This is a genomic window from Bacteroides intestinalis (assembly GCF_003464595.1).
Lineage (GTDB): Bacteria > Bacteroidota > Bacteroidia > Bacteroidales > Bacteroidaceae > Bacteroides > Bacteroides intestinalis_A.
This window is the reverse complement of sequence record NZ_QRZF01000002.1, coordinates 267,531-287,438: the sequence shown is the minus strand read 5'-3', so window position 1 is coordinate 287,438 and position 19,908 is coordinate 267,531. Positions and strand designations below refer to the sequence as shown.

18 protein-coding genes are annotated in these 19,908 nt (G+C 43.7%); 9 read left to right on the top strand and 9 right to left on the bottom strand.

The features are described 5' to 3' along the window. Positions 1–67: 67 nt before the first annotated feature. Positions 68–202, top strand: a complete 135-nt coding sequence (locus DWW10_RS26310; protein ID WP_007215668.1) for a hypothetical protein — start codon at positions 68–70, stop codon at positions 200–202. Positions 203–267: 65 nt separating this feature from the next. On the opposite strand, the gene DWW10_RS03580 is transcribed toward DWW10_RS26310, so the two are convergent. The 4 genes from DWW10_RS03580 to DWW10_RS03565 form a co-directional block, all read right to left on the bottom strand. After that, the gene (locus DWW10_RS03580; RefSeq protein WP_029428608.1) at positions 268–642 is read right to left on the bottom strand and encodes a YccF domain-containing protein; all 375 of its coding nucleotides are present in this window, start codon (positions 640–642) and stop codon (positions 268–270) included. A 42-nt stretch (positions 643–684) separates the two neighbouring features. Then, positions 685–2,562, bottom strand: a complete 1,878-nt coding sequence (locus DWW10_RS03575) for a heparinase II/III family protein (protein ID WP_118420837.1) — start codon at positions 2,560–2,562, stop codon at positions 685–687. A gap of 193 nt (positions 2,563–2,755) precedes the next feature. Further along, the gene (gene dinB / locus DWW10_RS03570; protein ID WP_022392062.1) at positions 2,756–3,859 is read right to left on the bottom strand and encodes a DNA polymerase IV; all 1,104 of its coding nucleotides are present in this window, start codon (positions 3,857–3,859) and stop codon (positions 2,756–2,758) included. A 26-nt stretch (positions 3,860–3,885) separates the two neighbouring features. Continuing rightward, on the bottom strand, positions 3,886–4,215 hold the full coding sequence (locus DWW10_RS03565) for a PAS domain-containing protein (RefSeq protein ID WP_115502690.1): 330 nt from the start codon (positions 4,213–4,215) through the stop codon (positions 3,886–3,888). A gap of 348 nt (positions 4,216–4,563) precedes the next feature. On the opposite strand from DWW10_RS03565, the gene DWW10_RS03560 reads away from it, so the two are divergent. Next, positions 4,564–5,193 (top strand): HU family DNA-binding protein, encoded by a 630-nt coding sequence (locus DWW10_RS03560; protein ID WP_022392060.1) that lies wholly within the window; start codon positions 4,564–4,566, stop codon positions 5,191–5,193. Between the two features lie 42 nt (positions 5,194–5,235). Here the strand turns inward: DWW10_RS03560 and DWW10_RS03555 are convergent, their stop codons facing one another. The 5 genes from DWW10_RS03555 to DWW10_RS03535 all read right to left on the bottom strand — a co-directional run bounded on the left by DWW10_RS03555 (position 5,236) and on the right by DWW10_RS03535 (position 12,102). Next, entirely contained in the window at positions 5,236–6,585 is a 1,350-nt protein-coding gene (locus tag DWW10_RS03555; protein ID WP_022392059.1) for an MATE family efflux transporter, read from the bottom strand. A gap of 98 nt (positions 6,586–6,683) precedes the next feature. Continuing rightward, positions 6,684–7,394 carry a murein L,D-transpeptidase catalytic domain family protein gene (locus tag DWW10_RS03550; protein WP_007215649.1) on the bottom strand — a complete coding sequence of 237 codons (711 nt, stop codon included), beginning with the start codon at positions 7,392–7,394 and terminating at the stop codon, positions 6,684–6,686. A gap of 87 nt (positions 7,395–7,481) precedes the next feature. Further along, a complete protein-coding gene (locus DWW10_RS03545; protein WP_022392058.1) occupies positions 7,482–8,510 on the bottom strand; it encodes a L,D-transpeptidase in 1,029 nt (342 codons plus the stop codon). A 393-nt stretch (positions 8,511–8,903) separates the two neighbouring features. Then, positions 8,904–10,565 (bottom strand): glycoside hydrolase family protein, encoded by a 1,662-nt coding sequence (locus DWW10_RS03540; protein ID WP_022392057.1) that lies wholly within the window; start codon positions 10,563–10,565, stop codon positions 8,904–8,906. Positions 10,566–10,710: 145 nt separating this feature from the next. Then, positions 10,711–12,102: an energy transducer TonB gene (locus tag DWW10_RS03535; protein ID WP_022392056.1), complete on the bottom strand. Its 1,392-nt coding sequence runs from the start codon at positions 12,100–12,102 to the stop codon at positions 10,711–10,713. 396 nt (positions 12,103–12,498) lie between these two features. Between DWW10_RS03535 and DWW10_RS03530 the strand changes: the two genes are divergently transcribed. The 7 genes from DWW10_RS03530 to DWW10_RS03495 all read left to right on the top strand — a co-directional run bounded on the left by DWW10_RS03530 (position 12,499) and on the right by DWW10_RS03495 (position 19,885). Further along, a complete protein-coding gene (locus DWW10_RS03530) occupies positions 12,499–13,791 on the top strand; it encodes a site-specific integrase (RefSeq protein ID WP_007478456.1) in 1,293 nt (430 codons plus the stop codon). 2 nt (positions 13,792–13,793) lie between these two features. Next, the gene (locus DWW10_RS03525) at positions 13,794–14,855 is read left to right on the top strand and encodes a hypothetical protein (RefSeq protein WP_005654523.1); all 1,062 of its coding nucleotides are present in this window, start codon (positions 13,794–13,796) and stop codon (positions 14,853–14,855) included. 222 nt (positions 14,856–15,077) lie between these two features. After that, complete coding sequence (locus DWW10_RS03520; protein WP_005654521.1) at positions 15,078–15,386, top strand: DUF3853 family protein; 309 nt, start codon at positions 15,078–15,080, stop codon at positions 15,384–15,386. An 11-nt stretch (positions 15,387–15,397) separates the two neighbouring features. Continuing rightward, positions 15,398–16,465 (top strand): AAA family ATPase, encoded by a 1,068-nt coding sequence (locus DWW10_RS03515; protein WP_005654519.1) that lies wholly within the window; start codon positions 15,398–15,400, stop codon positions 16,463–16,465. A gap of 211 nt (positions 16,466–16,676) precedes the next feature. After that, on the top strand, positions 16,677–17,633 hold the full coding sequence (locus DWW10_RS03510; RefSeq protein ID WP_117808953.1) for a toprim domain-containing protein: 957 nt from the start codon (positions 16,677–16,679) through the stop codon (positions 17,631–17,633). 210 nt (positions 17,634–17,843) lie between these two features. After that, a complete protein-coding gene (locus tag DWW10_RS03505) occupies positions 17,844–19,247 on the top strand; it encodes a hypothetical protein (protein WP_005654510.1) in 1,404 nt (467 codons plus the stop codon). Between the two features lie 314 nt (positions 19,248–19,561). Further along, the gene (locus DWW10_RS03495; RefSeq protein WP_005654503.1) at positions 19,562–19,885 is read left to right on the top strand and encodes a hypothetical protein; all 324 of its coding nucleotides are present in this window, start codon (positions 19,562–19,564) and stop codon (positions 19,883–19,885) included. Positions 19,886–19,908 lie beyond the last annotated feature (23 nt).

Sequence of the window (19,908 nt, the reverse complement as noted above, 5' to 3'; positions counted from 1 at the left end):
AATAAGATAAAAGAAAAGATGTAAAACCCGCTTTCCGAAACGCGGAAAGCACAAAAAGATGACAATTATGAAAAAGAATGCAAATGAAATTTTTATGTTACAGTACCGTATTAAACGCTATCAAGCAATGGGAAACGGAACTATGTGCCAGGCTTTGAATGGCAAACTTCAAAAACTGCTCGCAAAGCAGGCTACCATGTAAAATAACACCTTTAAATAAAATGAATGAGGGCGGAAAACCGAAAAGTTTTTCGCCCTCTTCTTTTATCAGTCGCTTATGATGTCTTTTCCAAAAGGCGTCAAAGCCAATCCTGCCAGTTTGAAATGCTGTAGCCCGAAGGGGATACCAATAATGGTGATACACAACACGACACCGAATGCCAGATGAGAAAGGCAAATCCAGATACCGCCCAGAAGTATCCACAAAACATTCATCAGTATATACAGACAACCACCCGAACGTTCGCCACTCCGCACCGTTTTACCGAAAGGCCATAATGCAAGTGAAGCCATTTTCAGAGTTTGCATACCAAACGGAATACCGATAATGGTAATCATCATCAATAAACTGGCAACAAGGTATTCTATAGCGGTAAAAATACCTCCGAACACCAGCCATAATAAATTCATAAAACATCCCATAATTTTGCGTTTCTTGTATTCTAATACGCAAATATAGTTTTTTTATTTAATAACAAACTTATACTTACCTGTTAATCGCGCATCTTTATCTTTCAAGGCAATACGGTAAATTTCTGTTCCCCAAACATTGGAAAGACGTGTATCAGGCAAATTGATTGTTTCAACGGTTGCTGTGAACTCACCGGGATATTCCAAAGTTACTTTCTGTCCCTGTACGTCTATCGTCACCTTTCCGGGCACGGAAATATCCACCTTTCCCCAAGTGAGGAAGTTCACCTGATTAGGTTCTTTCGCTGATTTCAGGGAGAAGTTATCGGTAATCGTCAGTTGCTTATCGCCTAATGAATAGGCACGTGTCCAGCTATTTACCTCGGCTTCTTTCGGATAAGCAGTCGCAATGTTCGCTGAGAAAAAACGTTTCTTCGGTTGGCAGACGACATCCGTAGCCTTATAATTCTGACCGAAACTCTGGGGTATTCCGTTAATCATCGGCAGATTATGGTAATTACTTTGCATGGTCCAGATGGTATAACGTTCGCTACTGAATGTCTGACGTGTATAAGTTCCTACCCCCGCATCAATCAGCACAGGTATCGTATTGACGTACAATGAAAATGTACCTACATCATTATGATTATGACTTTCATTATTGAATCCGCCTTTCGTAGCCAGGAACCAACCGGACTTATTGGTCAGATAGCAGAATTCCGTTTCAGGATACCAGGTACAAGCAGGTATGGTATGGGCAGCGGCCGTCTTTTCCAGTTCTCCATTCCATAATATGGACTGCAAGGAGCGGAAAGTATCATTGCCCAAAGGCACAGAAGGACGCTTACCATCCAGTAGATAGGCTGCAAACTGCATCATTTCCTCGCTGCCGACTGCACGGCCATAACGGTAAATCAACGGTGCATCGCCTCCCCCCTTGGCAGAAGCATCCGCAAAGTTCACTACCCAACCGTTTCCTACATACGTACGACTGATATATTCTCCCATCCGGCGAATCATCGGTTCCTTGAAAAGAGATACTTTCCCATCTGTTCCATCGGAAAGTATCTGGAGATAATCATACATTTTCCCGGCTGCATGTCCCCAATAAGAAGGACCTTCTTCACAAGCACCATCAGCCTTTACAAAATTGATGAACTTGTCTACCGACTGCATGCTGCGCCAAACAGCCTTTGCCAGGCGGTCGCGGTCGTTCTCTAATAAAAGATAGCATTGCAATACATTGGAGTTACACCAGGGATTCCAGTTATTGATAATCATTCCCGGTTTCCATTGGAAAGCCATCCACCATTCCCGGTCATTGTTCATATAAGGATCGAGAATACGTTCCTGCAAAGTATGACGCAAGCGCTGAGAGATTACAGGATCTATTTTATCGAAAGAATCATGGAAGAAGTAATATACCCACGACAACATGGAACCGAAATTTCCCGAACCCAGATCAATCACCTGTTCGCGATAATCGGGCAAAGAGCGTTTGGTGCTCTGGCGTACCAGATGGGCAGAAAGTACCCAGGAAGTCATCTCGCAACTGTAAAATGCTCCATTTATCAACTGGTCGATAAACCGTCCTTTTCCTTCGGCAAGTTCGGCAAGCATCAGGGCATTGATTGCTTTCCGGTTGGCCTCATAGGGATTTTGCATAATGTTCCGTTCACCGCTGCGTTCATACTCTAAGTAATCGGTAGCACGGATTACTTTCCATTCGTAATTAAGCATTTTCTCTCCGGCACGAATCAGGCTTTCTTTATTGGTACCCAGCAATTCGTTCCAGCCGGCACGGTCGTTATAAGCAGGATAAGGTACCCACTTCTGATTCATCACCAGTGCTTCTTTCAATTGTTCTTCACTACCGGCAGCTTTTTGCAAAAGATTTCGTTCTGTATATGCATGTGCGGAAATACCTGCCATGAAAAGCAGGCAGAAGGAAATAAAAATACGATAAAACGTGTTTCTCTTCATGATATTAAAAAGTTAGATTTCTTTTTTGTGATGAGGCAAAGATACGCAAGTTACGGTAAAACGGAGGTATTCAATTATCCGTAGTTGGGTACAAAATCATCCATAAAAAAAACTATAAACGAACAAGCCCGCAAATAGCCACCTACTTCCAATCACTAAATTCAAAGCTCAACTGTTCCCAAACGCCTTTTTCCCCGGTATCTTCCCGTGGATTGGAAACGGAAAGCCCTATCAACCGGATGGGATGATGTTCATAATCCACCTCCTTCAGCAGTTGTTTAGCCAAAGGCAGGATCACATCAAGAGTAATTAATTCTTTGGATTGGGTAATGCTCCGGGTTATCTGACTAAAATCATGGAATTTGATTTTCAACGTCAATGTATTTCCCTTGAAATCATTATGTTCCAGACGTCCTACCAGTTCCACTGCCGCATGATACAGTTCGATAATAACCGATGAGCGTTGCGAAATATCCTTCTCCAAAGTATGTTCGCAACCAATGGACTTACGGATACGTACCGCCTCTACCGGACGAAGATCGACTCCCCGGGCACAATCATAATACAATGCTCCTACCTTCCCGAACTCACGCAGCAGCATAGCCTGCGAACATGCACGCAACTGTTCGCCGTTATGAATACCCAATGAGTGCATTTTCTTTGCTGTCACCGGACCTACCCCCCAGAAACTCTCGATAGGCAGACGCGCAATAAAATCCATCGCCTGATCGGGATGGATGGTACACAGCCCGTCCGGCTTACGATAATCGGACGCTATCTTTGCTAAAAACTTATTGTAGGATATACCGGCAGATGCCACCAAGTTCAGTTCATTCCGTATTTTCTGCTTGATTTCCTTGGCAATATCTACAGCCAACAAAATACCGGGCTTATTCTCTGTCACATCCAGAAAAGCCTCATCCAGTGACAATGGCTCAATGATATCTGTATATTCGTGGAAAATTTCATGGATTTGCCGGGAGACTTCATGATACACTTCCATCCGTCCGTGAACAAAGATAAGTTGCGGACACATCCGTTTTGCTTTCGTCGATGCCATGGCCGAACGTACTCCATAGCGACGTGCCTCATAACTGGCAGCCGCCACTACTCCCCGTTCTTCCGCATACCCCACTGCAATAGGTTTTCCGCGCAACTCGGGATTGTCACGCTGCTCTACGGATGCGTAAAACGCATCCATATCTATATGTATGATTTTTCGTTCAGTGCCTTCGCAACACATCATGCATGATCACCTTTCCATTTTACGATTCATTTCCTCACATAGTGGGGCATCTCTCCGGGTATCTCCATCGAAATCTCTACCAGACCTCCCACCACACCATCTTGTTTCCATGCCGTCTGATAAATCATCTTCCTGATTCCGTTCTTCTCAATGGTATAAGCATTGACACCTCCCGTTTCAAGCAGTTCACGTATCTTGTCCTGCGATTGCGGGTTATGACAATCAAATAGATTCTTACCTATCAGATTGCCATGTTTGGCAAACGTGCGACATGCTTTCTCATTCATATAAAGGATGACTCCCTCTGTGTCACATACGGTTACGGCACAGTTCATCTCATTAGCCCATTCGTACATAGTTATTGCTCTTAAGTTACGGCTCATACCTTTTACTTTTATGATCCAAAGATAACGTTTTTCCCAATGACACGCCTATTGCCTATAACAAAATTATATATTCACGCTATTTTGTACATACGTATCTCCCATTCAAACCATTAACAAAAAACATCCAAACACTTAACAGAAAACTTTCTTATTACTTACTGAAAAAATTGTAAGTGTTAGGAATAAATTTTATCTTCGCACTTGGAACATTTGTTCCAAGCTTTGGAACTGACATCCGCAAAATAAGGACACACATCCGCAGTCTTGAAACAAACTTTGGCAAACAATATCCCAATAACTTAATTATCTTATCATCTCATGGCAGAATACAACATGCAGGAACTCAACCTGCCCAACGAAGAAGGCAAAAGAATCTTCTATCCACGCATAAAATTATACGGACAGGTGGACTTAGAAGCCATCGCCGATAAAGTGTCCTATGCCTCATCTTTCACCAAAGGCGATATCGTAGGACTGATACAAGCCATCACCGATGAAATTGCCTACCAGATGGGACAAGGTTACTCGGTAAAGATTGAAAACTTAGGCGTCTTTACCCCTGCCTTAGGACTAATGAAAGGGCGCGAACGGGAAAGTGGCGAAGAAGGTGACACCAAGCGAAATGCCGTAAGCATCTGCCTAAAAGACATCCATTTCAAAGTAGATAAAGAATTACTACACAGAACATCCCGCCATTGTCAGCTGAAGCGTTCTTCCGAGAAGTTCCGGCAATCATCGCAAATGTTCTCACCGCAAGAACGATTGGAACGAGCTAAAGAGTATCTACGCCAGAATGCTTTCATGACACTCTCCGATTATTGCCAGCTGACCGGATTGCTGAAGACCAGTGCTTCACGCGAACTGAAAGAGTGGATTGCACAGCCCGAAACCGGTATTGATTACAAAGGAAAGGGAACACACAAAATATACATTTTGCGGAAAACATAATGCAAATAGCACAGGCACCGGGAGGAGGTACGGGAATTATACTCACTGTTCTCTCCTCATCCGGAGCAACCTCCGATATACAAAAATAAATGCCGGCACCAGGAACAGGACAGCCGCAATCCATGCCGTCGGATCACCGAAGCAGACCGCAAGATAGCCGAAAGCGGGCACTGCATAAAGACTGACCAACACGCGTGCTATCATTTCGGAAACTCCGGAAAGCATAGCAAGATTGGTATATCCCGCTCCCTGGATGGTATATCGCAGAATACAGAGCAATCCCAAAACCGGGAAGAAGGACACGGAAATATGCAGGAACAACTCCGTGTCCTTCAATATTTCCAGTTCAGACGCTTCCACAAAAAGCAAGGCAAACGTACGTGCCCCCAACATCAATATGCAGAACGTAAATGCCCAGTAAATAATCATCATTAACGCACTTACCTTTACTCCCATCCAAATGCGTTCGGGCTTGCCCGCACCATAATTCTGTCCGGTATAAGTAGCCATAGCAATGCCCAGACTTTCAAGCGGACACATGAAGAACATCTTAATGCGCATGGCAGCCGTAAAAGCCGCAACACAAGCAGTTCCCAATGCATTGTTGGCACTTTGCAACATGATGCTTCCAATAGCGGTAATCGAAAATTGTAACCCCATAGGTACACCGATATACATCAATCTCCGTGCCAGAGCACCGTTGAATTTCCGTTCATCCGGTGTTCCCCGCAATATATCAAAACGGCGCATCATATATCCATAACACAACACAGCCGACACACCTTGTGAAAAGACCGTAGCGATGGCAGCCCCTGCCACTCTCCAATCCAACACCAGGATACAGAACAAATCAAGCAAAATATTAAGCACAGCAGAGAACAGCAGAAACCAGAAAGGCGTCTTACTATCGCCCAAAGCACGAATGATGCTGGACAACAAATTATAAAAGAAAGTACAGGGAACTCCGATAAACGTTATCAATAAATAATAGTAGGCATCCTGAAATATGATATCCGGTGTACGCATCATCAGCAGGATATCCCCACACAGAATACTCGTAACCACCGCAATCACCACCGACATCACCGCCGCCAGTTGCAAACTGACCGATATATAACGACGCATCGTGCTATAATCCCGCGCTCCGAATTTCTGCGCCACAGGAATACCGAAACCTCCACAACATCCATTGCAGAAACCAAGAATAAGGAAAACTACCGAAGTACTTGCTCCAACCGAGGCCAGTGCATTAATGCCCAAGAATTTACCTACGATTGCCGCGTCGACCAGAGAGTATGTCTGTTGTAGCAGGTTTCCCATCAACAGAGGCATAGTGAAATTGAATATCAACGGCAATGCGCGTCCTGCCGTCATTTCTCTTGATGTTGCCATAAATTAATCCTCTGAAAATTGCACGCAAAGGTAGAAAAAGATAAGATTAAAGGAATTGACAAACATCAAAAATATGCTTCGCCATGAAAAGAATTAAACTACAGTCCGTCCGCACCTTTCAAGACTGAACTGTGTGCCAGGTATTCGGGAGTTTCAGCATAGATATACATCACACTTCCTCCTTTGATGGCATCAATGATAGGACGGGAAAGTTTTTGCGGAACAGCCGGACAACCAAAGCTTCTTCCCAAACGTCCTCCTCGGCTGACTACCGAAGGATCGGCATAAGCCGCCCCATGCATCACAATGGCACGCTCACGAGCCCGATCGTTGATTCCTTTTTCCAAACCATTCAAAATAAGCGAATACCCATTCTTTCCCTGGTAAGTAGATTCTGTAAGATAGAACCCCAGTGAACTTTTGTAGGAACCATATTCGTTGGAGAAGGAAGTGGCATAGTTATCACCGCTATTCTTTCCGTGGGAAACAACCGATGAAAAAAGTACTTTACGCTCCCTCATGTCAAATACAAAAAGACGTTTTGCGGTAGAAGGACGGGAAAAGTCTATCAATGTCAACACCTCCCGTTTGCGATTGTCTATTTTATAATAACCTGCTACAGCCTGCCGGAAAGCTTTCCAGTTAACGACTCCTTCCAACTGCATGGAACGGTATAAGCTCGCATAAGCCTCAACATCAGATGCAGCAGCCCTTTCAGCAGAATCAGGAGTGCTATCTGACGACTTGCCGCCCAGAAACAAGGTACAAGGAAGAAATAAGAATAAAATGAATACAATAAATCGCAACATAAAACTTTAGCCAGAGAAATAACGGCGGCTAAATTACATTTTTTTCTCCAGACACCTATCACACAGATAGTTAAAAATGAGGATTCACTATTCAATCACCACAACCAAAGAGCGTTCGGTAGGTGCCCAATCGAAAACGAACTTGGAATGTGAAGTGGCATTGCGTACACACATATGCGAACGTGGAGTAGTCCCTAACGACCAGCTATACTCAATCATACTTGTACGCGGTGCATTCACCGGTACTCCGTGAATATAAGCTCCGTTCGTAAAACGACTGGCATAGGGGGCATAGCCTCCTGTCTCCGCCGAACCGTCTTTCAGGAACACCATACGCGTTTTCTTCTGTTGAAGCAGATACATTCCCAGTGGGGTTTCCTGAGCATAAGGTGGAGCATGCATTCCGGTAGTGGCAGGATTCATGCTGCGTATCTTCCACTCACCTTCCGAGACATGTTCCAAGGTAGTAATATTCTGATCCAGGCGGTCGACAAAAATCACATGATTAAAGACGGTGCTATCCGGCAATTGTTTCAGATAACTGCGTGGTGCCAGCCATTCTTCTTCAAAAGTGGCGGGTAATATCCGGTAAAAACTTCCTTCCTCGCCTTTCAGATAAGCGATAGTACCGTCTCTACCATAACGTTCGGGCACCAACGTATCAGCGGGCAGATACAGCGGCACCGATTGATAGCGCTCCACGCCCAATGTATCAGATACACGGCGGTACACATTCCGCACGAACTTACGTACCAGGGGAGCTTCTTTATTCAGATTCTTATAATTCTGCAACACCACCCACCTTGCAGTAGTATCGCGCTGCATATTCTCAATATAAGCCAGACAGTTCCGAATGACATCCCATTTGAAAGAGCGTACCGTATCCTTATATGGATAGGTATCTTCGAGGGTATGCTGGTCATAGAGCAATTCTTTGGTAAGAGAAATATCGGCAGCGGTCAACTGTTTCTCTTTAGGATGAGGAAATTCCAGCACAACCGTATCCTTAGGTTCAGCCTCCTGCACAACTACCGGCACAGGTGGTTCCTGCCGGTTACGACATCCAGCAAAAATCAAACCAACAGCCACGCAGGCAAAAAGAACGAAATGTTTCATAAAATGAAATTTAACTATAACCTAATAACGACTACCCGCCTGTTATTGTTGACTCTTTATAGAAATCAATTACATAATGAAGTAACATCGAGTATCGTTTCACCTCATTCAGGTAATACGGGTTTTCGCAAAGATAGGAATTTAATGAAAGTTTCCGAAAGATATTGACGGTATAATTTCAATCATCCGCTTACGAACAGAATCTTTTATATCAGGATTGAGCAAAACTGGAAGAATCTATTTATCAACATATTACAAGGTCTCAACTCCTTGTTTACAAAAAGTTAACTTCCTGTTGACAAGAAGTTGAGACCTTGTCGACAGGAAGTTAATACCTTGTAAGCGGAATATTTATCCTCTTATCAAATCATCGAAACCGATAGCTTTCTCTGATTACTCCAACACTTTCTTTTTCAGATTAAATGTTGACAATACTTTTTTGCCTGAATAGAGTGTCACTATCAAATCATATTCTTTTCCTTCCTCAAACCTATCCTTAACAGAAAGCAATAGATCTGTTTTTTCATAAGGCTTCAATGCCGGAACCATACCGGAAGCTACTTTTATTGTTTTCCCTTCCTTTTTGTACCCTACTTCCACCAATGCTTTCTTCGATTCTACCTGACCGAAATTCTGTACTTCCACTGTACATTCCAGTCCCTTTCCGGATTTGGTAAAGACTGGGGCACGAGCTGAAAGGATCGGTTCTATATAATCAATGTATGGCAAACGCGCATACCCGTAAAGCATTCTTCCGTCTTTGTATTTTCCAATCAACTTCGGGGCGAATTCATCTTTAGTGATACCATTTCCTTTGCCATTGAAAGTTACAATCAAATCCTTGCCCGCATTTTCTGTGGTCAATACCTGACAGCCTCTGCCATAATTCACTTCTTCAGAAGCACCGAAACGCAAGGAATTCACATCTATATCTGTCTGGGGATTGAAGCCTTCTTCCGCTTGTATCTTCACACGAATTGTTTTTGTGCCCGAGGTGATAGGTTTCTCGTCCAATATGGTAAGCAACAATCCCGGATTCAAGGGAATACTAATATTCTTTGAGCTATGGTGATCAAAAGGTTTATCTTCGTTTTTAAGCGTATCGATTACCGCAAAATTAGCCTGAATGGCACGTCCGTATTTATCCTGATACACTTTAAGGCGTTCATATTTGAACCAGTCTTCCGCTTGTCCGTCTGCATGTACAGCAACTCCCGGCATATAAGCTTCACCCGGATCGACCACCCAGTTCACTCCATCCTTTGAACGAAGATAGAAAGCAATACGTCCCAGCCAATCATTAACAATCAGGTGATACTGAATATGATCGCGCCAGATTACCGGATCTTCAAACCGACCGTCCACATCCGGATAAACCCGTCTGTCGGTCAGTTGATTGTATTCCGATAATCCATCTCTGCTAACCCAGATACCACCACCACGACAGACCATCACATAAGAGCTGTCTTCACGCTGGGCAAATGAAAGATTAGACAGGCCTTCGATAATACGGCGGTCGCGTGCATTGAAATCAAACTTTCCATATTCCCATTTTCCATTCAGATCATCGGATACATAACGTCCATCAATCACATAGACAACATACCGACGATCTTTAGCACGGAACATTTCAGGATTATGCCCTTTACCTATGATACGAACAGGCTTGAAAGGCCCTGTCAGATTATCGCTTACGGTATGAAATACGTATGAGTTAGGCCATTCCATGTGTCCTTTAGGTGAACATTCCAGCCAGCCACAGACAAATAGATGATATTTACCGTCTTCGCCTTTTCGGATATTTCCGCCCCAATAGGACCAGATACCGTCTTCAATGCCATTATCTACATAACGTGGAAGCACACAGTCAGCACCCCATGTATCGGAGGAAAGTACATTTCCCTTCATCGGCAGGAAGCGATCCATAAAGCGGGCGCCTTTCACTAATTGTTTCCATTCCGCAGGACGTTCCCGTTCCGTTATTTGTGAAAAAGAGGAATGACTGATCAGGAGCATGACTCCCAGTAGAGCAAATTTAAAGAGGCTTCTTTCCATAAATATAATATTAGAATTGGTTTTAAATAGATTTACATGGCCAAAAGTAGAAGAATTGCATGTAAAAGGAAAAGGAAAGAAAGCAAAAAGGTACGTAAACCTTTACGTAAACAGAGATTACAGCTTTACAATCGACAGCTATTACCTACTGTGGCAGTTTAAACACTACAGGTAGTGTGTATCTCACTTTCACAACTCTGCCTTGTTGTTTACCGGGAATCCATTTCGGCATGGACTGGACTACGCGAAGTGCTTCCCTATCCAACCTAGGGTCAACGCTACGTATCAGTTGTGCCTGAACAGGGCTTCCATCTTCCAAGATAACAACCTGGACGATAACTCTTCCCTGAACGCTGTCCTGCAAAGCAGTTTTCGGATAACGAATATTTGTACGGAGGTACTCTACCGCAGCCAGTAGCCCTCCGGGAAATTCAGGCATTTCTTCCACCACCTGATAAATATAGTTATCTTCTAATGGATCTTCCTGAACAGGAATATATCGAACTCCATAACCCGCCGGTTCTTCGGGTATCTTCATTTTAATAGCCTGCTCCAACTCCTGTTGGTTATCTGTCAAACGAAATTCGGTCATCATCGTAAAGTTAGTATGTGTGGCAGTCAAGCTCACATCATAGAAAAAGCGATAGCGTCCCGGCTTATTAGGATGGATATGCGGATATAGACGGGCTGTAAACTGTCTATGTCCACCAGGGCAAATTATATATCCTATATCTACAGCCGCATCATTGATAGGCAATTCACGCCAGGTTCCGTCTTCATCCTCAAAGGTAACGGAATAATGTTCACCACACATAACTTCTTTATCACCTTGATTCAATAATACAAAAGAGGCTGTGGATGCGCTATTGGAATAAACAGAATATTCCGGACGCAGAGAGATGCCGAATGTATCCGTAACACCGATACGTCCATTCGGTCTTGGCCGTTCCGGTCCTTCGAAACGGATGGCGGGAGAATCCATAAGTTTCTTACGAAAGGCTTGACGGGCTTCAGGAGTATTAAGAATGAAACGGACTTCAATATATCGCAAACCCATGCCCCAGCTTATCATGTTACTTTTCAGATTCTTATCAGTCAGCGCATCATATCGACGGTTCAATTCATCTAAAATATTATTGAGTTGTTGTTGTGAGTAATTGCCTTCGGTTATTTCTTCCAAACGGAAAGCTCTATTACCTGCAGCTTTCTCTAATATATGCCGAGCTTGCAGCGTATCTCCACGCACTTGAAAATACAGTGTAGAACCTTCAAAAAAAAGACCTTCCAGAAAAGCAGGACAACGTGGAGCACCAATGAAATCTCCTATGACATTCGGATCCTCTCCATATATTTTACTTAAATTTTTAATGATCTCCCATCCTGCTGATTGATCAACAGCAGCTTCATAAGCTTTTTCATCCAAGATAGTTATGTTCGTAGCAGAGTCCGCTTTATCTGCAACGGTTGTTTTTTGTGTCTTATTTACACACCCCATGAGAAAACACAACAGGATTCCGACCAATGTATTCGTTTTCATAACCTTATCTGCTTATTATATCTTCCCAAAAATAAAAAAAGATAGTCTAAAAAGAAAACTTTATACTGTCCGATTACTTTTGTTTAACAGAACTGAATTCAAAAGAGAATACAAACTGGATACTTCAATTAAGAGGGACTAAAAAGTTGGAAAGTAAGAGAGAATATCTGGTAAAACAAAAGTCCCTGAACTTTAACAGTTCAAGGACTTCCCATTTTTATTGGTGGAGCTGGAGGGAGTCTCTCGAACCTTTTTATAAAATATCATAATCTATCAAACATCAGATTATTAAATAGTTATATTTAGCTATCATCTATCTAAATATCTCTTAATATCATTGCATATCTCAATTATTGGGTGTACTTTTGGGTGTAACTTTTCAAATACACCCAGTTTATGAACATCAAGAGAAATATCATCTTCGCACTGGAAAACCGTAAAAAAGATGGCATTCCTATCACTCAAAATGTACCCATCCGTATGCGTGTCGTTTTTGCAAGCCAACGGATTGAGTTTACAACAGGCTATCGGATTGATATGGAGAAATGGGATGCAGACAAGCAACGGGTAAGAAACGGCTGTACCAATAAGCTGAAACAAAGCGCATCAGAAATCAACACCGAACTACTGCGTCAATACACCGAGATACAGAATGTGTTCAAGGAGTTCGAAGTACAAGACATAATGCCCACCCCTGCACAAATCAAAGAGGCTTTCAATCTAAAAATGAAAGGAGAAAAGGAAGAGAGCCATCATGAGAAAGAGGAAGTGAAATTAGACTTCATGAAAATCTTTGATGAGTTTGTTGCCGAATGCAGCAAACAAAATGACTGGTCATCCTCTACTCTAAAGAAGTTTGCAACAGTAAAAAAGCACATCGCAACTTTTGATCCGAACACGACATTTGAGAGCTGGACGGAAAGACACTTCAATGAGTATATAGATTACTTACGCAGTGATAAAGATATGCGCAACACTTCCATAGCCAAGCAAATCAAGTTCTTGAAATGGTTTTTACGTTGGACTAACCGAAAAGGGTATCATCAAAACACCGCTTATGACAAATTCATGCCCAAAATGAAAAGTGCACCGAAAAAAGTAATATTCCTTACCCGGAATGAATTGGACAAAATCAGAGCCTGCCAGATACCTGCTGCCAAACAATACCTTGAAAGAGTAAGGGATGTTTTATTATTTTGTTGCTTCACAGGTCTTCGGCATTCTGATGTGTATAACTTGAAACGCAGCGACGTGAAAGAGGAACACATAGAAATTACCACCATCAAAACGGCTGACAGCCTTATTATTGAGCTGAATGACCACAGCAAAGCTATTCTTGAAAAATATAAAGATATTCCTTTCCAAAACAATAAAGCATTGCCAGTGGTAAGTAATCAGAAGATGAACGAGTATTTGAAAGAGTTAGGAGAACTGGCAGAAATAGACGAACCTGTACGGGAAACCTACTACAAGGGAAATGAACGAATAGACGAAGTCACACCTAAATATGCCTTGTTGAGCACCCATACTGGCAGACGCACATTTATTTGTAATGCTTTGGCTCTGGGCATTCCGGTGCAAGTGGTCATGAAATGGACAGGGCATAGCGACTACAAAGCCATGAAACCTTACATTGACATAGCAGACGACATCAAAATTCAGGCAATGAACAAATTTAATCTCCTATAAACATGAATACGATAACAACCCTCATACCCCAATACGGAGAGCTGAACAGAATCAGCAAAGACTGGATTGTAAGCCATACTTTCTCTTTTGAAAAGCAGAAATTCATCGTTGATTTCTACTCGGAATGGAGCGATATAAAGGCTTTTGAACAAGCTATCCTTGAACTGGTGCTGCATACACCGCCAGAACCATGTACCCTGCTGCTGAAAAGTCTGAAAAAGGAAGTCAGAGAATACACACGGCTTTATGAAGCTTACAGCCTTCCCCATGATGAAGTGATTATGCGTGTATGCAACCAATACGCAGACAGCTACAAGGAAGCCATCAAGGAAGAGATGGAAGTGGTAAACAGGCTACGCAAACCGATGAACGAAGCCAACAACCGCTATGATACCATTGGCTACCGAGAGCATACACCCGAAGAAGAAAAGCTGGCGGAAAGAGAATATGAGCGTTGCAAGGCTGAATATGAAAGGGAGAAAGCCCAGCTGGACCATCTTTATGAGCAGCAAACCCTTCTCTGGAAAGAAGCCCGGCAATACATGAAAAACCGTTGCGACGACATCTACCTGCTTAGCTTACACTTCATGGGCATCCTGACCAAATATGTACCGGACGAAGAAAACCAACCGAACGAAGCAGACAGGCAGAGCCGTACAGACAGCCAGCCAGAAACAGAAACGGCAACCGCATCGGCTACAGCTACGACTGCCGGATTGCCTGAATATTTCAGCATGAAACTGATTTCCCTCATTCATGAAATTTGTGTAGGGGAACAGTTTGAAGACATTACCGCACCGGATTTCTATGCCTGCATGAATCTGCATCCCTGCCAGTGCGTACTGAAAATAAAGCCAAGGGAAAAGATACGGGTATGCTATCTGATTTCCCTGATGAAGGAGCAGTTGCCAGAGCAGGATAAGGACAAATGGAAGGAAGCCATCCTGAAACACCTGGATATTGATGAAGACTATTACAAGTCCAAGTACAGGGAACCCGTCTCCGATTTACCCAGTATTCCCAACCAAAAGTTCGCCAAGGAAATGGACGGAATATTCCGATAACCCGTGATATTCCAATATATTTTACGACATGACCACTTATACCACTCAAAATAATTTTTGAGTGGTATTTTTATTTCTTGATATTCAGCGATATAACAAAACAATCCGTTTATATCATCCACATACTTACCACTCAAAACCCTACCTAATTTTGCATCGTTCGAGAACAGAAAAAAACAGCCTGTGCGCAGGGCTATTGTCAAACAAGTAATCATACGGACGATGAACAATCTCAAAGAACTGTTAGTGAAACCCGTCTGGCAGATGACAGGCGAAGAGTTCCTTTTTTTAAGCAGACACGCTTCGGTACAGGCAGAGGCGCAACCGCAGCCAACCACCGACACGGAAAGAAAGTACGTGTACGGCATACTCGGCATAGCCAAGCTTTTCGGATGCAGCCTGCCCACAGCCAACCGCATCAAGAAAAGCGGAAAGATAGACAAAGCCATTACCCAGATTGGACGCAAGATTATCGTGGATGCGGAACTGGCACTGGAACTGGCTGGAAAGAAAACCGGAGGACGCAGATAAAGGAGGTGATTATGGACTATATAAAAGAAATATCACCCGAACAAGCCGTTATCCTCTGGCAGGAATCCCGGCTAAGTCTGTCAAGATGCTACGAAAAAGCCCCCGAAATTCTGAAAGTACACGGCTCTGTCATCGGGACGCTGGGCAATTTCAGCGCATCCATCGGCAAAGCCAAGAGCAAGAAAACCTTCAATGTATCGGCTATCGTAGCCGCTGCATTGAAGAACAGTACCGTGTTACGATATGCGGCTGAACTGCCCGAGGAAAAGCGGAAAGTGCTTTATATAGATACGGAGCAAAGCCCCTACCACTGCCTGAAAGTGATGAAGCGGATTCTGCGGATGGCAGGATTGCCCGACGACAGGGACAGCGGTTATCTGGAGTTTCTCGCTTTGAGAAAATACACCCCGGAACAGCGCATCAGCATTGTAGAACAGGCTATCTACCACTCACCGGATATTGGGCTGGTCATCATAGACGGCATCCGGGATATGGTGTACGACATCAACAGCCCCGGTGAATCCACCCGCATCATATCCAAGCTGATGCAGTGGACGGACGACAGGCAGATTCATATCCATACGATACTGCATCAGAACAAGGGGGATGAGAACGCAAGAGGGCACATCGGTACGGAACTGAACAACAAGGCAGAAACAGTCCTGCTGGTGGAAAAGGACAAGGGGAACAGCGACATCAGCCATGTTTCCGCCATGCACATCCGGGCGATGGATTTCGAGCCTTTTGCATTCCGCATCAACGACCGAGCCCTGCCCGAACTTGCGGAAGGTTACAAGCCGGAAGTAAGGAAGCCGGGAAGACCCTCGGTGGAAAAGTTTGACCCTTACAAGGATATTTCAGAACCGCAGCACCGTGCCGCACTGGAAGCCGCTTTTGCACTGAAAGAGGAATACGGCTACAAGGAGCTGGAAGACACCTTAATCAAGACTTATCTGGCAGAGGGGGTTAGGCTGAATCACCAGAATGCAGTGGCACTTATCACCATGCTGCGCAACAAACGGATGATAGTACAGGAAAACGGCAGGAAGTATTCCTTCAAGCCCGATTACCACTATTAACCGGCTACATCGAAAATCACTTCACTTTATTCCCGTATCCTATATATACGACAATTTAGTGAAGTGATTTCAGAAACAGACTAATCGCTTCACTTTATTCCGGGGGGCTATATATTAGGAGTTTAGTGAAGTGATTGTACAGACCGCATAGTTTTAAGAGTTGCGGGCAAAAAAAGAAATAATCAAAGTACTCACTAAAAACGATTTCCTTATGAACATCGAGACTGCAAAACAAATCAATCTGGCTGACTACCTGCACAGCCTGGGTTATTCACCCGTCAAACAGCAGGGTATCAACCTCTGGTACAAATCTCCCTTGAGGGAAGAAACAGAGGCTTCCTTCAAAGTGAACACCGAACGCAACCAGTGGTACGACTTCGGTTTAGGGAAAGGGGGCGGTATCATTGAACTGGCTGCACACCTGTATGCTACCGACCATGTACCTTACCTGCTGGAGCGGATTGCGGAACAAACACCGCATGTACACCCGGTATCTTTCTCTTTTGGCAAGCAAGACTCTTTCGGTCCGAGCTTCCAGCAGCTGGAGATAGTACCGCTATCGTCTCCTGCCCTGCTTTCCTATTTACAAGGTAGAGGAATAAATCTGGAACTGGCAAAAAGAGAATGTAGTGAAGCCCGTTACACCCACAACGGCAAGCGTTACTTTGCCATCGCATTCCCTAACGGTTCGGGTGGGTTTGAGGTTCGTAACCCCTATTTCAAGGGCTGCATCGCCCCCAAGGAAATCTCCCACATCAGACAGGCGGGAAAAGCAAGGACTGCCTGCTATGTGTTCGAGGGTTTCATGGACTACCTTTCCTTTCTGACATTGAGACAGGAAAGCTGCCCGAATTATCCGGAATTGGACGGGCAGGACTACATTGTATTGAACTCCGTATCGAATATAAACAAGGCTCTCTATCCGTTGGGCAATTACGAACGCATCCACTGCTTTTTCGACAACGACCATGCAGGAATGGAAGCACTCCGGCAAATCCGCATGGAATACGGCAGAGACCGGTACATCCGGGACGCTTCGCAGATTTACAGCGGATGCAAGGACTTGAACGAATACTTACAGAAACAGATTGAAAGAAAAAGGCAGCTCCAGTCCGCCAAAGGGGTGCGCAGCCAATCACCGGAGAAGAAGAACGGCTTCCGGTTATAGCCCACTATAACTACACGCTCCGCTTTCGTAGTTGTGGGCTCTCCCGAGGGGATTAGGGCTTTGCCCTAATGACCCACTCAGGGCGTTTCACCCCTGAGAACCCCGAGCAAAGAGTGACCCTCTCTTTGCAATCTCCGCTTATGGGTTACCCCTAAGAACCCCTCTACGAAAGCGAGCAGAATAATCAATTGCAAACAAAAAAAAGAAGCTATGGCAACAAAATCAAGCATACATATCAAGCCTTGCAACATCGCATCGAGCGAGGCGCACAACCGAAGGACTGCCGAGTATATGCGTAATATCGGGGAGTCCAGAATCTATGTCGTTCCCGAACTTTCCACCGATAACGAACAGTGGATAAATCCCGACTTCGGCACTCCCGAACTGCGGACGCACTATGACAATATCAAGCGGATGGTCAAGGAAAAGACCGGACGTGCCATGCAGGAAAAGGAAAGGGAACGCAAGGGAAAGAATGGAAAGATTATCAAGGTGGCGGGATGTTCACCCATCCGTGAAGGAGTATTGCTTATCAGACCGGACACCACACTGGCTGATGTACGCAAATTCGGTGAAGAGTGTCAAAGACGCTGGGGCATCACTCCGCTACAGATTTTCCTGCACAAAGACGAAGGGCATTGGCTGAACGGTCAGCCGGAAGCGGAAGACAAAGAGTGCTTCCAAGTCGGTAACAGATGGTTCAAGCCGAACTATCATGCCCATATCGTTTTCGACTGGATGAACCACGAAACCGGGAAGAGCCGAAAGCTCAATGACGAGGATATGGCAACTATGCAGACCCTTGCTTCCGATATTCTCCTGATGGAACGTGGGCAGGCAAAAGCTGTTACAGGTAAAGAGCATTTGGAACGGAACGATTTTATCATTGAGAAACAGAAAGCCGAACTGCAACGTATAGAGGAAACCAAGCGACACAAGGAGCAACAGGTAAGCCTCGCCGAGCAGGAACTCAAACAGGTAAAAGCAGAGATACGTACGGACAAACTCAAAAGTGCAGCTACCGATGTAGCCACAGCCATAACCAGCAGTGTAGGTTCTCTTTTCGGAAGCGGTAAATTAAAAGATTTGGAACAATCTAACGAGAATTTACGTCATGAAATTGCCAAACGTGACAAGAGCATTGATGAATTAAAAGCCAAGATGCAGCAAATGCAGGAACAGCACGGCAAACAGATTCGTAATATACAGGGAATACATAATCAAGAGCTTGAAGCTAAAGACAAGGAAATATCACGATTGAATACCATTCTCGAAAAAGCATTATGCTGGTTCCCATTGCTCAAAGAAATGCTGAGAATGGAAAAATTATGCTATGTCACTGGTTTTACCAAGGGGATGGTTGATTCTCTTTTATACAAAAGGGAAGCTCTCAGATGTAGTGGAAAAATCTATTCCGAAGAATATAGACAGAGATTTGAAACAAAAAATGTAATTTTCAAAATTGAACGAAGCCCGATCAATAAGAATAAATTGATGCTGACTATAAACCAACAGCCAATCAGCGAATGGTTCAAGGAACAATGGGAGAAGTTACAGCAGCATCTGCGTAACTCAGTGCAGAAAGAACAAAAATCCAAAGGATTCAGAATGTAATCTGATAGTATTTGATTGGATTTCAATAAAATTGACTATCTTTGCAAGCGGATGGAGGTAACTCTGTCCAGACATATTAGAATTTTGAAGAAGCGTTATGCTTATCTTGTAAGTTAGAAACCTGAGAAACTTCGAACGTAGTACAAGGATAGCATAGTGGTTCTCACGCTATAGCGTGGGCTGCTATCACCATATCTGTACTACAAGGTTTTCTCAGGACCTCTAACTTAGGACGTGGGCATTTGCAGTTCCACGCTTCGTGGTTTAAACTAAAGGGTACTCAAGGAAGCTGCAAGACCCAATTCTCTTTTATTATGGAAATTATTTTTATTGGAATTGCCGTTATCTTAGGAATTTGGCTTCTATTTCATGCGGCTATATATTTATGGGTTTTATTCGAGGAATATGTTCTTCCTATACTCATATTTTGTGGAGTTGGCTCATTTTTCTTTTGGTTGATATTTTGGATATTTGGCATAAAAGAAATCTTTGGCATTTCTACCATGATTATAGGTGCTGTTATCGGTTTTATTCTATGGATATGGATAACTTTTTTTGGCGACAATGGGGGACATAGCGATTATGAACATGAAGATATGGATCATGACATGCCGATTCATGTAAAAATAGACAATTAATAACCCAATAAAAAAGAGTAAAT

Excerpts from the sequence above, each read along its gene's own strand:
- DWW10_RS03555 (WP_022392059.1), bottom strand. The coding sequence starts at position 6,585 with ATGGCAACATCAAGAGAAATGACGGCAGGACGCGCATTGCCGTTGATA.
- dinB (WP_022392062.1), bottom strand. The coding sequence starts at position 3,859 with ATGATGTGTTGCGAAGGCACTGAACGAAAAATCATACATATAGATATG.
- DWW10_RS03575 (WP_118420837.1), bottom strand. The coding sequence starts at position 2,562 with ATGGCAGGTATTTCCGCACATGCATATACAGAACGAAATCTTTTGCAA.
- DWW10_RS03505 (WP_005654510.1), top strand. The coding sequence starts at position 17,844 with ATGGCAACAAAATCAAGCATACATATCAAGCCTTGCAACATCGCATCG.
- DWW10_RS03515 (WP_005654519.1), top strand. The coding sequence starts at position 15,398 with ATGGACTATATAAAAGAAATATCACCCGAACAAGCCGTTATCCTCTGG.
- DWW10_RS03580 (WP_029428608.1), bottom strand. The coding sequence starts at position 642 with ATGGGATGTTTTATGAATTTATTATGGCTGGTGTTCGGAGGTATTTTT.
- DWW10_RS26310 (WP_007215668.1), top strand. The coding sequence starts at position 68 with ATGAAAAAGAATGCAAATGAAATTTTTATGTTACAGTACCGTATTAAA.
- DWW10_RS03550 (WP_007215649.1), bottom strand. The coding sequence starts at position 7,394 with ATGTTGCGATTTATTGTATTCATTTTATTCTTATTTCTTCCTTGTACC.
- DWW10_RS03535 (WP_022392056.1), bottom strand. The coding sequence starts at position 12,102 with ATGAAAACGAATACATTGGTCGGAATCCTGTTGTGTTTTCTCATGGGG.
- DWW10_RS03530 (WP_007478456.1), top strand. The coding sequence starts at position 12,499 with ATGAACATCAAGAGAAATATCATCTTCGCACTGGAAAACCGTAAAAAA.
- DWW10_RS03510 (WP_117808953.1), top strand. The coding sequence starts at position 16,677 with ATGAACATCGAGACTGCAAAACAAATCAATCTGGCTGACTACCTGCAC.
- DWW10_RS03495 (WP_005654503.1), top strand. The coding sequence starts at position 19,562 with ATGGAAATTATTTTTATTGGAATTGCCGTTATCTTAGGAATTTGGCTT.
- DWW10_RS03540 (WP_022392057.1), bottom strand. The coding sequence starts at position 10,565 with ATGGAAAGAAGCCTCTTTAAATTTGCTCTACTGGGAGTCATGCTCCTG.
- DWW10_RS03565 (WP_115502690.1), bottom strand. The coding sequence starts at position 4,215 with ATGTACGAATGGGCTAATGAGATGAACTGTGCCGTAACCGTATGTGAC.
- DWW10_RS03560 (WP_022392060.1), top strand. The coding sequence starts at position 4,564 with ATGGCAGAATACAACATGCAGGAACTCAACCTGCCCAACGAAGAAGGC.
- DWW10_RS03525 (WP_005654523.1), top strand. The coding sequence starts at position 13,794 with ATGAATACGATAACAACCCTCATACCCCAATACGGAGAGCTGAACAGA.
- DWW10_RS03545 (WP_022392058.1), bottom strand. The coding sequence starts at position 8,510 with ATGAAACATTTCGTTCTTTTTGCCTGCGTGGCTGTTGGTTTGATTTTT.
- DWW10_RS03520 (WP_005654521.1), top strand. The coding sequence starts at position 15,078 with ATGAACAATCTCAAAGAACTGTTAGTGAAACCCGTCTGGCAGATGACA.